Source organism: Escherichia albertii NBRC 107761 = DSM 17582 (assembly GCF_000759775.1).
GTDB lineage: Bacteria > Pseudomonadota > Gammaproteobacteria > Enterobacterales > Enterobacteriaceae > Escherichia > Escherichia albertii.
In genome coordinates, this window is sequence record NZ_BBMY01000133.1 from 1 (window position 1) to 13557 (window position 13557).

Sequence of the window (13557 nt, forward strand, 5' to 3'; positions counted from 1 at the left end):
TACCCTCCAATGGATGCTGCCAGCAAAAGCGGCGTGTCATATGTTGAAAAGCATTCCAACGAAGGTATTCTTTACCGTTTTCGTTTTGTTGATGGCTTCCCTGTTGGTCCAAATATTTTTGAACTAAAAAACGGTGAGTGCATAGTTATTCGCTTTACCGCCGGAAGGGATTTGTTAATTATCGAACAACCTGATTATACGGGGTGTTCACAACAAACGTTCCATTTCCCGAGTTTACTGAGCGCAGAGTGGCATTTTGATGGAAGGAAGCGTTTGCAACATTTTCAAACTCGTCGGGCTCTTTGGCACCAACATGGATTAGACGAATCTTATAACAAAGATGGTAGTATCAACAGTTGTGAACTCTCACTTAATGATACAAAAATTCGCTCCGAATATTACTCTCGCGAAGGGAAAATCGACTCCGAGATACAAAATTTCCAACAGCAGGAATACAAAATCCGATACTGGCCTTCAGGCTCTGTCAACACGCGCCTTATTATAGAATCCAATAGCAACTCCAGCCGCGAGCGATATTTACAATGCTGTGATGAAAATGGCAAAGACTTACTGCTCAATGGTACGGGGAGGTTATTTGAGGTTCTCACCGCAAGTGAAGATGGCACTGTCCTGCGCTGGCGTGAATGCGATGTTTTTAGCGGTTATCTTCAAGGGATACGCATCTGGAAGGAACGTGGTCAAGAAGTTCAGAGCGAAATGTTTCATGAAGGCTATATTCAGCATTAATCTCTCAACCGGGCAATATGCTCGGTTCTTCAACCGAATAGCGATATTTATATATCTTGTCAGGCAGTACACTCATCTAACCCCCTATTTTCGAGAAAATCATTAAACGATTTACAATCATTTTGACTAAATGCTTCCTAAATTCATTGTTATTTTCTTCATTATATTTCAAGCAGAAACATTTATAAAAAACCTCTGTAGTTATTCGCTTTGTTTTTATATTTTGCAGAACATACATCTGATGCTTTTAATACCACAGGACAATACTCAATATGAGATAAAACAATTATTTGTTTATATTAAAATAACGAAATCACGAACATAAAAGAGCCCCCACAGGTTAATAACACATTAACCAATTCAAAAAAATAGTTTTTATAAACATTGCCACCAGACATAAGATAAATATAGATAAAAGAGCTAAGGACAAAATACAATGACCTTTTTGCATACATATCCATTATAATTTATTCCACATTATTCCTTTCAACGTTTATTGTTCATTATAACAGTACCTTCTGTCATTTTATCTGGGTTGATAATCCCTACACTGCATCCGTGCACCTGATGTCGGATGCGGCGTAAACGCCTTATCCGACCTACGATTCGGGCGGGGATTTCCAGGCCTGATAAGACGCGGCAAGCGTCGCATCAGGCATTTGCTCCGGGCGCCAGATGCGGCGTGAACGCCTTATCCGGCCTACGCTTCGGGCGCAGATTTCCCGGTATGATAAGATGCGACAGGCATCGGCGCCCCCCACCAAGTCATAATCAATTTATGAAGATGCAGAACACCCTGTTAAATCGACGTTTTGCCAAAAGCCCCCTGCCAGTCCTGCTCAAACTTCACTACTGCGGCATCAACCGCCGGATAGCTAATCATCTGTTGCGCGACATCCAGCGGCAAAGTGATTGATTCACATCCTGCCAGTAAGCAGTCCAGCGCCTGACGCGGGGTTTTGAAACTCGCGGCTAACACTTTCGCCTGCGGCGCATGCATTTTTAGTAACTGATGCAAATCGGTCACGGTTTGAATACCACTTCCGCCCTGAGCATCAATACGATTAACGTAAGGCGCAACATATTCCGCGCCCGCCAGCGCCGACAGCAGCCCTTGTGCTGCGCCATACACCGCCGTGCCCAGCGTCGGAATATCCTCGGCTTTCAGCATCTTAATCGCTGCCAGCCCCTCGGCGGTCACCGGTACTTTAACCACGATATCCGCAATAATAGAACGCAGTTTACGTGCGTCATTCACCATCCCTTCGGCGGTTGTCGCCATTACCTGTGCGAACAGACGCCCCTGCCCGCCCATTGCCTCATGAAGTTCCGGCAGCACAACGTCCAGCTGTTTTTTACCTGCGGCGATAATACTCGGGTTAGTGGTTACGCCCGCCAGCGGGAAAACTCGTGCCAACGCCTTCACCGCAGCAACGTCAGAAGTGTCCAGATACAGTTCCATAGCCATCCTCAAAATGTACTTTTTGTCTGAAAAAAGACTATCACGAGAAAACTCTCTGAACAGTTGATGCACATCAATCAAACTTTCATTCGAAAGCATTTTAATATTTGAACGAAAAAGAGAGGCATCTATGATTTTCAATATCCAGCGCTACTCGACCCATGACGGCCCCGGCATCCGCACGGTTGTTTTTCTTAAAGGTTGCTCGCTGGGCTGCCGCTGGTGTCAGAACCCGGAAAGCCGCGCCCGGACGCAGGATCTGCTGTATGACGCACGTCTGTGTCTGGAAGGCTGCGAGCTGTGCGCTAAGGCCGCGCCGGAAGTGATTGAGCGCGCGCTGAGTGGTTTGCTTATTCATCGGGAAAAGTTAACCCCGGAGCATCTGACGGCGTTAACCGACTGCTGCCCGACACAGGCGTTAACCGTCTGCGGAGAAGTGAAAAGCGTTGAGGAGATCATGGCGACCGTTCTGCGAGATAAACCGTTTTACGATCGCAGCGGCGGCGGTTTAACACTTTCCGGTGGTGAGCCGTTTATGCAGCCGGAACTGGCGGCGGCGCTGCTGCAAGCCAGCCACGAGGCTGGTATTCATACTGCGGTAGAAACTTGCCTGCATGTGCCGTGGAAATATATCGTCCCTTCTCTGCCCTATATCGATCTGTTTCTCGCCGATTTAAAACACGTCGCCGACGTGCCGTTTAAACAGTGGACCGACGGTAACGCCACCAGGGTACTGGATAATCTGAAAAAACTCGCTGCTGCGGGCAAAAAAATCATCATCCGCGTGCCACTGATCCAGGGGTTTAATGCCGATGAAGCCTCCGTGAAAGCCATTACCGATTTTGCCGCCGATAAGCTGCACGTTGGCGAAATCCATTTCCTGCCCTACCACACGCTGGGCATCAACAAATATCACTTACTTAATCTGCCCTATGACGCGCCGGAAAAACCACTTGATGCGCCAGAACTGCTCGACTTTGCCCAGCAGTATGCCTGCCAGAAAGGGTTAACCGCGACCTTACGAGGATAACAACCATGACCACACTGAAACTGGACACGCTCAGCGACCGCATTAAAGCGCACAAAAATGCGCTGGTGCATATTGTTAAACCGCCGGTCTGTACCGAGCGCGCGCAGCACTATACCGAGATGTATCAACAACATCTCGATAAGCCGATCCCGGTACGTCGCGCGCTGGCGCTGGCCCATCACCTGGCGAATCGCACCATCTGGATCAAACATGATGAGTTGATCATCGGCAACCAGGCCAGCGAAGTTCGCGCCGCGCCGATCTTCCCGGAATATACCGTCTCCTGGATCGAAAAAGAGATTGATGATCTGGCGGATCGTCCGGGTGCAGGTTTTGCGGTGAGCGAAGAGAACAAACGCGTTCTGCATGACGTGTGCCCGTGGTGGCGCGGTCAGACCGTACAGGATCGCTGTTACGGCATGTTTACCGATGAGCAAAAAGGCCTGCTGGCGACCGGCATCATTAAAGCGGAAGGTAATATGACCTCCGGTGATGCACACCTAGCGGTTAATTTCCCGCTGCTGCTGGAAAAAGGGCTTGATGGTCTGCGCGAGAAAGTAGCGGAGCGTCGCTCGCGTATCAACCTGACGGTGCTGGAAGATCTGCACGGCGAGCAGTTCCTGAAAGCCATTGATATCGTACTGGTGGCAGTCAGTGAACATATTAAACGTTTCGCTACTCTGGCGCGTGAAATGGCCGCCACTGAAACCCGCGAAAACCGTCGAGATGAACTGCTGGCGATGGCGGAAAACTGCGACCTTATCGCTCATCAGCCGCCGCAGACTTTCTGGCAGGCGCTGCAACTGTGCTATTTCATCCAGTTGATTTTGCAAATCGAATCCAACGGCCACTCCGTTTCGTTTGGTCGTATGGACCAGTATCTCTATCCATACTATCGCCGGGACGTTGAACTCAACCAGACACTGGATCGCGAACACGCCATCGAATTACTGCATAGCTGCTGGCTGAAATTGCTGGAAGTGAACAAGATCCGCTCCGGCTCGCACTCGAAAGCCTCTGCCGGTAGTCCGCTGTACCAGAACGTTACCATTGGTGGGCAAAATCTGGTTGATGGTCAGCCGATGGACGCGGTGAATCCACTTTCTTATGCGATCCTCGAATCCTGCGGCCGCCTGCGTTCCACTCAGCCTAACCTCAGCGTGCGCTACCACGCGGGAATGAGCAACGATTTCCTCGATGCCTGCGTACAAGTGATTCGTTGCGGTTTCGGGATGCCCGCGTTCAACAACGACGAAATCGTCATCCCGGAATTTATTAAACTCGGTATTGAACCGCAGGACGCTTACGACTACGCGGCAATTGGCTGTATCGAAACCGCAGTCGGCGGTAAATGGGGCTATCGCTGCACCGGCATGAGCTTTATCAACTTCGCCCGCGTGATGCTGGCAGCGCTGGAAGGCGGTCGTGACGCCACCAGCGGCAACGTGTTCCTGCCGCAAGAAAAAGCGTTGTCGGCGGGTAATTTCAACAACTTCGATGAAGTGATGGACGCATGGGATACACAAATCCGTTACTACACCCGCAAATCGATCGAAATCGAGTATGTCGTCGACACCATGCTGGAAGAGAACGTGCACGATATTCTCTGTTCAGCGCTGGTGGATGACTGCATTGAGCGAGCGAAAAGTATCAAACAAGGCGGCGCGAAGTATGACTGGGTTTCTGGCCTGCAGGTTGGCATTGCCAACCTCGGCAACAGCCTGGCGGCAGTGAAGAAACTGGTATTTGAACAGGGCGCGATTGGTCAGCAACAGCTGGCTGCCGCACTGGCGGATGACTTCGACGGCCTGACTCACGAGCAGCTGCGTCAGCGTTTGATTAACGGCGCGCCGAAATACGGCAACGACGATGATACTGTCGATACGCTGCTGGCTCGCGCTTATCAGACCTATATCGACGAGCTGAAGCAGTACCATAACCCGCGCTACGGTCGTGGCCCGATCGGCGGCAACTATTATGCGGGTACGTCATCCATCTCCGCTAACGTGCCGTTTGGCGCGCAGACGATGGCAACACCGGACGGACGTAAAGCGCATACTCCGCTGGCAGAAGGCGCAAGCCCGGCCTCCGGTACTGACCATCTCGGCCCAACGGCGGTCATTGGCTCGGTGGGGAAACTGCCTACCGGATCAATTCTCGGCGGCGTGTTGCTCAACCAGAAACTGAACCCGGCGACGCTGGAGAATGAATCTGACAAGCAGAAGCTGATGATCCTGCTACGCACCTTCTTTGAAGTGCATAAAGGTTGGCATATTCAGTACAACATCGTTTCCCGCGAAACATTGCTGGATGCCAAAAAACATCCTGATCAATACCGCGATCTGGTCGTGCGCGTAGCGGGTTATTCCGCTTTCTTTACTGCTTTGTCACCGGAAGCTCAGGACGACATCATCGCCCGTACCGAACATATGCTGTAAACCTTCCGCCCGGCGGCGGCTGTCGCCGGGCTAAGTCATTCACATCATCAATTCCACTCTCACTTTCATTCGAAATATAATTTGTGCTCTGCGTCACATTGTTATTACACTGTTACGGTTTCATTTTCGAGCCAGGAGCACACCTATGAGCGTAAAAGTTATCGTCACAGATATGGACGGTACTTTTCTTAACGACGCCAAAACGTACAATCGGACACGTTTTATGGCGCAGTATCAGGAACTGAAAAAACGCGATATTGAGTTCGTTGTCGCCAGCGGTAACCAGTATTACCAACTCATTTCCTTCTTTCCCGAACTAAAGAATGAGATCTCTTTTGTGGCGGAAAACGGCGCACTGGTTTATGAACACGGTAAGCAGCTTTTTCACGGTGAACTCACCCGACATGAATCACAAATTGTCATTGGTGAGTTGTTGAAAGATAAACAACTGAATTTTGTCGCCTGTGGTTTGCAAAGTGCTTACGTCAGCGAGAATGCACCGGAATCATTCGTTGCATTGATGGCAAAACACTACCATCGCCTGAAACCTGTAAAGGATTATCAGGAGATTGATGACGTGCTGTTCAAGTTTTCGCTCAATTTGCCGGACGAACAAATCCCGTTAGTGATCGACAAACTGCACGTGGCGCTCGACGGCATTATGAAACCCGTCACCAGCGGTTTTGGCTTTATCGATTTGATTATTCCTGGCTTACATAAAGCAAACGGCATATCGCGTTTATTAAAACGCTGGGATCTGTCGCCGCAAAATGTGGTAGCCATTGGTGACAGCGGTAATGACGCAGAGATGCTTAAAATGGCGCGTTATTCTTTTGCCATGGACAATGGCGCGGAAAATATAAAAAAAATCGCCCGTTACGCTACCGATGATAATAATCATGAAGGCGCGCTGAATGTGATTCAGGCAGTGCTGGAAAATAAACCGCCGTTTACTCTTTGATAATTGCCAATTCAGTTTATTGAGAAAATGCACGCCATTATGCCGGATGCGGCGTGACCGCCTTATCCGGCATACAAAATTTTGCAGATTCAATACATTGCGACACACTGCCAGGCCTGATAAGTGTAGCGCATCAGGCTATTTTGCATTTGTCATCAGTATCAGTAGCCCTGAGCATATCAGGGCTACTGATAATAACTTACTCGACTCCTTTACTACGCAGGTAATCTTCGTAATTACCGCTAAAGTCGATCACACGTTCTGGCGTAATTTCCAGAATACGCGTCGCCAGCGAGCTAACGAACTCACGGTCATGAGAAACGAAAATCAGCGTGCCCTGATACAGTTCCAGCGCCATGTTCAGCGACTCAATGGATTCCATATCCAGGTGGTTGGTCGGTTCGTCCATGATCAGAATATTCGGTTTCTGCATCATTAACTTACCAAACAACATACGACCTTTTTCGCCACCGGAGAGCACTTTAGCAGGCTTTTTGATATCGTCCTGGCTGAACAGTAAACGACCGAGAATGCTACGCACTGCCTGCTCATCATCGCCTTCCTGCTTCCACTGACTCATCCATTCGAATACCGTCAGGTCATTATCGAACTCATATTCGTGATCCTGCGCATAGTAACCGATGCGCGCATTCTCAGACCATTTTACTGTGCCGCTGTCCGGTTGCAGATCGCCCACCAGCGTTTTCAACAGTGTGGATTTACCAACGCCGTTGGTGCCCAGTACGGCCAGTTTTTCCCCCACTTCCAGCAGCAGGTTGATATTTTTAAACAGCGGACCGTTATCAAACCCTTTGGTCAACCCTTCTATTTCAAGTGCATTACGGAACAGTTTCTTATCCTGCTCAAAGCGGATGAACGGGTTCTGACGACTGGAGACTTTCACTTCTTCCAGTTTGATCTTATCAATCTGACGCGCGCGCGAAGTCGCCTGACGTGATTTCGAGGCATTGGCGCTAAAGCGGCTAACGAAGGATTGTAGCTCGGCAATCTGTGCTTTCTTCTTAGCGTTATCGGCCAGCAGGCGTTCACGCGCCTGAGTCGCCGCCGTCATGTACTCATCGTAGTTGCCCGGGTAAACGCGCAGCTCGCCGTAATCCAGGTCCGCCATATGGGTACAAACCATGTTAAGGAAGTGACGGTCGTGCGAAATGATAATCATGGTGCTATCACGCTCGTTCAGCACCTGCTCCAGCCAGCGAATGGTGTCGATGTCCAGGTTGTTGGTCGGTTCGTCGAGCAGGAGAATGTCCGGGTCGGCAAACAACGCCTGCGCCAGCAACACACGCAACTTCCAGCCGGGTGCAACTTCGCTCATCGGGCCGTAGTGTTGCTCTACTGGAATACCCACGCCAAGCAACAGTTCACCGGCGCGAGCTTCCGCAGAGTAACCGTCCATTTCGCCGTATTTCACTTCCAGATCGGCTACTTTATAGCCATCTTCTTCGCTCATTTCCGGCAAAGCATAGATGCGGTCGCGCTCCTGCTTCACTTCCCACAACTCTTTATGCCCCATGATCACCGTATCCAGCACGGTGTACTCTTCAAAGGCAAATTGATCCTGACGCAATTTACCAATGCGCTCATTTGGATCGATAGAAACGTTTCCCAGCGTCGGCTCAAGGTCGCCGCCGAGGATCTTCATAAAGGTGGATTTACCACTACCGTTGGCGCCAATCAGGCCGTAACGGTTGCCGCCGCCAAATTTGACGGAAATGTTTTCAAACAACGGCTTACTGCCGAACTGCATGGTGACGTTACTGGAAACTAACACAGGCGTATCCTGAAAAGAGATATGACAAACCGCGTATTATGCCACAAGTCTGAATTAAGATCCTGTTCGCCGCGTAAGGACTACACTCAAGTTAAAGGCAAAAAATGTGATTTCGTACACATCTGATTTCACTGTTAGCTGGAATGAACATATAATGCGCTTCCAATACTCTAATATTCTCAACCTAATGGCCTGCCAGGCACGAAATCTCGCTTAACATGAACATGAAATTGAAAACGTTATTCGCAGCGGCCTTCGCTGTTGTCGGCTTTTGCAGTACCGCCTCTGCGGTAACTTATCCTCTGCCAACCGACGGAAGTCGCCTGGTTGGTCAGAATCAGGTGATCACCATCCCTGAAGGTAACACTCAGCCGCTGGAGTATTTTGCCGCCGAGTACCAGATGGGCCTTTCCAACATGATGGAAGCTAATCCGGGCGTGGACACCTTCCTGCCAAAAGGCGGCACCGTACTGAACATTCCGCAGCAGTTGATCCTGCCGGACACTGTTCATGAAGGAATTGTGATTAACAGCGCAGAGATGCGTCTGTACTACTATCCGAAAGGCACCAACACCGTTATCGTGCTGCCGATCGGGATTGGTCAGTTAGGCAAAGACACGCCTGTTAACTGGACCACCAAAGTAGAGCGTAAGAAAGCAGGCCCGACCTGGACGCCAACCGCCAAAATGCATGCAGAATACCGTGCAGCAGGCGAACCGCTCCCGGCTGTCGTTCCGGCAGGCCCGGATAACCCGATGGGTCTGTACGCACTGTATATCGGTCGTCTGTACGCTATCCACGGCACCAACGCCAACTTCGGTATCGGTCTGCGTGTAAGCCATGGTTGTGTCCGTCTGCGTAACGAAGATATCAAATTCTTGTTCGAGAAAGTGCCTGTTGGTACTCGCGTACAGTTCATTGATGAGCCAGTGAAAGCAACCACTGAGCCTGACGGCAGCCGTTACATTGAAGTCCATAACCCGCTGTCTACCACTGAAGCCCAGTTTGAAGGTCAGGAAATTGTACCAATTACCCTGACGAAGAGTGTGCAAGCAGTGACCAGTCAGCCCGATGTGGACCAGGTTGTTCTGGATGAAGCGATTAAAAACCGTTCCGGGATGCCGGTTCGTCTGAATTAATCTTCAAAACGTAAAGCAAAAGGCGGACTCATAATCCGCCTGAGGCTGCTGATGGCAATACATAATTGCCTGATGCGCTACGCTGATCAGGCCTACGCAGAACCTGCAATATATTGAATCCGCAAGTTTTTGTAGGCCGGATAAGGCGTTAACGCCGCATCCGGCATGAACAAAGCGCGTATTACCAACAATCAGAGGTGGACTAATAATCCGCTTTTTAATTTGTCAGACCTTACCCCGCCGGGAGCATAACGAATAAAACGTATCCCACCAGCGCCGCCCACAACAGCATTGGTATCGAATAAAGATGAAAACGCCACCAGATGCGGCGATCGTTCGCCATACGCAGTGCAATTAAATTCGCCAGCGAGCCCGGCAGCAAACCAAAACCTCCCACGTTGACCGCCCATGCCAGTAACAAAGACGGCGGCACATAATTCAGCAGAAGAATAGTACTCGGCACGTTGCTGATGACTTGCGATAAACCAATCGCCGTCAACCATAATCCGGGTTCGGATAAACGCCCCACATTTCCCAGCACGCCCTGTAAAGCAGGAAGCTGCGTCAGTAAATGCACGTCGATAAACATCGCCATAAACACCAGCAACAGCGTCCAGTCAACGCTAAGCACCACGCGACGCGCCAACAGTGCAAAGCCCGCCGCCACAATTGCCAGTCCCCACAGTTCTTGTTTCAACTCCAGCGCCGCCAGAAAGACGATATACAGACCCAGACAACTCCATACCAGACGCGGTTGCCATTCCGGCATTTGCGTACCGGTATGATATTGCAAAGGCTTGCCCGGAAAGCAACACCAGCACAACACCAGTAACGTCAGCATTATCGCCCCAGCCAACGGTGCCATTTGAGCAATAAAACCAACAAACGAAAGGCCAGAACGTCCCCAGATAAGAATATTTTGCGGATTACCTATTGGCGTCAGCAGCGATCCGGCGTTCACCGCTAACGCCTCAAAAATAATCAACCGGTTAACCGGGATCGCACACAGCTTTTTTAGCGTGATGGTCAGCGGGACAACGATAAACAGTGCGACATCGTTGGTCAGAAACGTAGACAGTAGCGCCGCCGCCAGTACCATAAACATCGCCAGTCGACGTTCGGTCGCAAAGCGGCGCACCATTTTGCGCCCCAGCACATCAAAATAACCGCTTAACTCGACACCTTTCGTCAGCAGCATCAAACCGCTTAAGGTAATGATGGTGTGCCAGTCAATAGCGCCAGCCCAGGATTGAGGCGCGAAGGGAACAAAGAAACTTAATCCAATACCAACGATAATTAATAACTGAAAAAAACGATCGCCTTGCAGGGTGCGTAAAAAGGGAAGACTCATTTGGCACCGTGTTTCTGGGTAAACAGACGAAATGCCTCCAGCGTCTCTTCACTAACATGGTGCTCCATACCTTCCGCATCGCGACGAGCGATCTCCGGGCTAACCCCCAACACCAACAAGAAATTTTCGACTAACTGATGCCGCTCGCGGCTTTCCTGCGCCAGCTTCTCCCCTTCCGCCGTTAAAAACACGCCGCGCCAGGGGATCATTTCGATAAATCCCATAGTGGCTAACCGCTTGAGCATTTTGGCCACTGTAGGTTGCGAAACCCCAAGGCGAGCGGCCATATCGACCTGACGAGCTTCCCCGACTTCTCTTATCAAATCAGAAATTAGCTCAACGTAATCATCGATAAGTTCGCGCCGATGTGCCTCTCTGACCTGACGAAACCCTTCAACGTGCTCTTCCACGTTCACTAACTGCGTCACTTTCTTTGCTGTTGGCGTACCTGCGCGACGACTCATGATGCTTCCTCATTAATTATGGTGACGCATGTATAGCGTTCTCATTACATGCGCACATTGTAAACCAGAGTTGCTAAGGCACAAAAATTTAACGTTTTAGCAATGGCTATATAATATAGCCTGTGCTATATCTGTATGTAATGCAATCATCCCTCATGGTTCGGCGGGATTAGCAAGTCAGGAGGTTTTATGAACGAATTCAAGAGGTGTATGCGCGTGTTTACTCACTCTCCCTTTAAAGTACGGTTAATGCTGCTTTCTATGTTGTGCGATATGGTCAACAACAAGCCACAGCAGGATAAACCTTCCGATAAATAGCGGCGTCGCGGTACGCCGCTTCACTCCTGTGTATTGCAGGTACAGTATGATGTTGATTGAAAAGCGCCGCTTTTTGTCGAATTTGCTATCTTCTTCGCAAAAGATTTCCACATCAGTAGTTGACCTGAGCAGTCGCTCGCTCTATCTTCTTGCAGCCCTGCGTATATTGCGGCTCGCGGATGCGGACCCTTCCCCTCTTCACGCACTCTGCAGGTATTGACCCTTGACGCCAGGGTGAGCACATGGCGTTTGTTACGATAGTGGCATATGAATTTAACCCTCAAAGAATCACTTGTTACCCGTAGCCGGGTATTTAGCCCGTGGACTGCGTTCTACTTTTTACAGTCGCTATTAATTAATCTCGGCTTAGGTTATCCCTTCAGTTTGCTCTACACCGCCGCGTTTACGGCTATTTTGCTTTTGCTATGGCGGACATTGCCTCGCGTGCAAAAAGTTCTGGTGGGCATTAGTTCGCTGGTCGCGGCCTGTTATTTTCCTTTTGGTCAGGCTTATGGTGCTCCTAACTTCAATACATTGCTGGCATTGCATTCCACCAACATGGAAGAATCGACCGAAATCCTGACCATTTTTCCGTGGTATAGCTATCTGATCGGGTTATTTATTTTTGCGCTCGGCGTGATTGCCGTCAGGCGAAAAAAAGAGCGCGAAAAAATATGCTGGAATAAATTCGACAGCCTGTGTCTGGTATTCAGCGTGGCCACTTTTTTTGTCGCCCCGCTTCAGAACCTGGCCTGGGGCGGCGTATTTAAACTCAAAGATACGGGTTATCCGGTATTTCGTTTTGCTAAGGATGTCATCGTCAACAATAACGAGGTGATTGAAGAGCAAGAACGGATGGCGAAACTTGCCGGAATGAAAGATACCTGGACGGTCACTGCGGTTAAACCCAAATATCAAACCTATGTCGTCGTCATTGGCGAAAGTGCACGTCGCGATGCCCTCGGCGCCTTTGGCGGTCACTGGAACAATACTCCATTTGCCAGCAGCGTTAACGGTTTGATTTTTGCTGATTACATTGCTGCCAGTGGCTCAACGCAAAAATCGCTCGGCTTAACGCTTAACCGCGTGGTCGACGGTAAACCACAGTTTCAGGATAACTTTGTGACTCTGGCTAACCGCGCAGGCTTTCAGACATGGTGGTTTTCTAATCAGGGACAAATTGGTGAATACGATACAGCTATTGCCAGTATCGCCAAACGTGCGGATGAAGTGCAATTCCTGAAAGATGGTGATTTTGAAGCGGATAAGAACACCAGAGATGAAGCGTTACTGAAAATGACCGCTCAAGTGTTGGCGGAAGAACATTCGCAACCGCAACTGATAGTTTTACATCTGATGGGCTCGCATCCGCAGGCCTGCGACCGGACACAAGGCAAATATGAAACCTTTGTGCAATCGAAAGAAACGTCTTGTTATCTCTACACCATGACGCAAACGGACGATTTACTGCGTAAGTTGTACGACCAATTGCGCAACAGCGGTAGCAGTTTCTCTATGGTCTATTTTTCCGACCACGGCCTGGCCTTTAAAGAACGCGGAAAAGAAGTGCAATATCTGGCCCATGACGATAAATACCAGCAAAATTTCCAGGTTCCTTTTATGGTCATTTCCAGCGACGATAAAGCGCACAAGGTGATTAAAGCCCGCCGTTCAGCCAATGATTTCTTAGGTTTTTTCTCTCAGTGGACAGGGATCAAAGCGAAGGAAATTAACATCAACTATCCGTTTATTTCCGAAAAGAATGCCGGGCCGATATACATCACCAACTTCCAGTTACAAAAGGTGGATTATAACCATCTCGGAACTGACCTTTTCGACCCCAAATCTTAAGACA

At 49.6% G+C, this 13557-nt stretch carries 11 protein-coding genes; 7 read left to right on the plus strand and 4 right to left on the minus strand.

All coding sequences use genetic code 11. The features are described from left to right. Window positions 1-747: hypothetical protein (locus EA14781_RS25330; protein ID WP_175026700.1), on the plus strand; the 747-nt coding region annotated here is incomplete at its 5' end. A 799-nt stretch (window positions 748-1546) separates the two neighbouring features. Here the strand turns inward: EA14781_RS25330 and fsa are convergent. Next, window positions 1547-2209: a fructose-6-phosphate aldolase gene (gene fsa / locus EA14781_RS18930; protein WP_002430172.1), complete on the minus strand. Its 663-nt coding sequence runs from the start codon at window positions 2207-2209 to the stop codon at window positions 1547-1549. Window positions 2210-2339: 130 nt separating this feature from the next. Between fsa and EA14781_RS18935 the strand changes: the two genes are divergently transcribed. The 3 genes from EA14781_RS18935 to ybiV all read left to right on the plus strand — a co-directional run bounded on the left by EA14781_RS18935 (window position 2340) and on the right by ybiV (window position 6638). Continuing rightward, window positions 2340-3239: a glycyl-radical enzyme activating protein gene (locus EA14781_RS18935; RefSeq protein WP_000576966.1), complete on the plus strand. Its 900-nt coding sequence runs from the start codon at window positions 2340-2342 to the stop codon at window positions 3237-3239. Between the two features lie 5 nt (window positions 3240-3244). Continuing rightward, entirely contained in the window at window positions 3245-5677 is a 2433-nt protein-coding gene (locus EA14781_RS18940; protein WP_000209302.1) for a glycyl radical protein, read from the plus strand. Window positions 5678-5822: 145 nt separating this feature from the next. Further along, window positions 5823-6638 (plus strand): sugar-phosphatase YbiV, encoded by an 816-nt coding sequence (ybiV, locus tag EA14781_RS18945; RefSeq protein ID WP_000114284.1) that lies wholly within the window; start codon window positions 5823-5825, stop codon window positions 6636-6638. A gap of 199 nt (window positions 6639-6837) precedes the next feature. Here ybiV and EA14781_RS18950 read toward each other — a convergent pair whose 3' ends face one another. After that, window positions 6838-8430, minus strand: coding sequence for an ABC-F family ATPase (locus EA14781_RS18950; RefSeq protein ID WP_000961429.1), 1593 nt, complete (start codon window positions 8428-8430; stop codon window positions 6838-6840). Between the two features lie 218 nt (window positions 8431-8648). Between EA14781_RS18950 and ldtB the strand changes: the two genes are divergently transcribed. Then, on the plus strand, window positions 8649-9569 hold the full coding sequence (gene ldtB, locus EA14781_RS18955) for a L,D-transpeptidase (protein ID WP_001056387.1): 921 nt from the start codon (window positions 8649-8651) through the stop codon (window positions 9567-9569). 232 nt (window positions 9570-9801) lie between these two features. Here the strand turns inward: ldtB and EA14781_RS18960 are convergent, their stop codons facing one another. Beyond that, window positions 9802-10920: an anion transporter gene (locus tag EA14781_RS18960; RefSeq protein WP_000056403.1), complete on the minus strand. Its 1119-nt coding sequence runs from the start codon at window positions 10918-10920 to the stop codon at window positions 9802-9804. Further along, a complete protein-coding gene (gene mntR / locus EA14781_RS18965; protein WP_000091014.1) occupies window positions 10917-11384 on the minus strand; it encodes a manganese-binding transcriptional regulator MntR in 468 nt (155 codons plus the stop codon). The genes EA14781_RS18960 and mntR overlap by 4 nt, the downstream gene beginning before the upstream one ends. Before the next feature lie 189 nt (window positions 11385-11573). Between mntR and mntS the strand changes: the two genes are divergently transcribed. After that, the gene (gene mntS / locus EA14781_RS18970; protein ID WP_001001764.1) at window positions 11574-11702 is read left to right on the plus strand and encodes a manganase accumulation protein MntS; all 129 of its coding nucleotides are present in this window, start codon (window positions 11574-11576) and stop codon (window positions 11700-11702) included. A 267-nt stretch (window positions 11703-11969) separates the two neighbouring features. Beyond that, window positions 11970-13553 (plus strand): phosphoethanolamine transferase, encoded by a 1584-nt coding sequence (gene opgE, locus EA14781_RS18975; RefSeq protein ID WP_001054665.1) that lies wholly within the window; start codon window positions 11970-11972, stop codon window positions 13551-13553. Window positions 13554-13557: the final 4 nt, after the last annotated feature.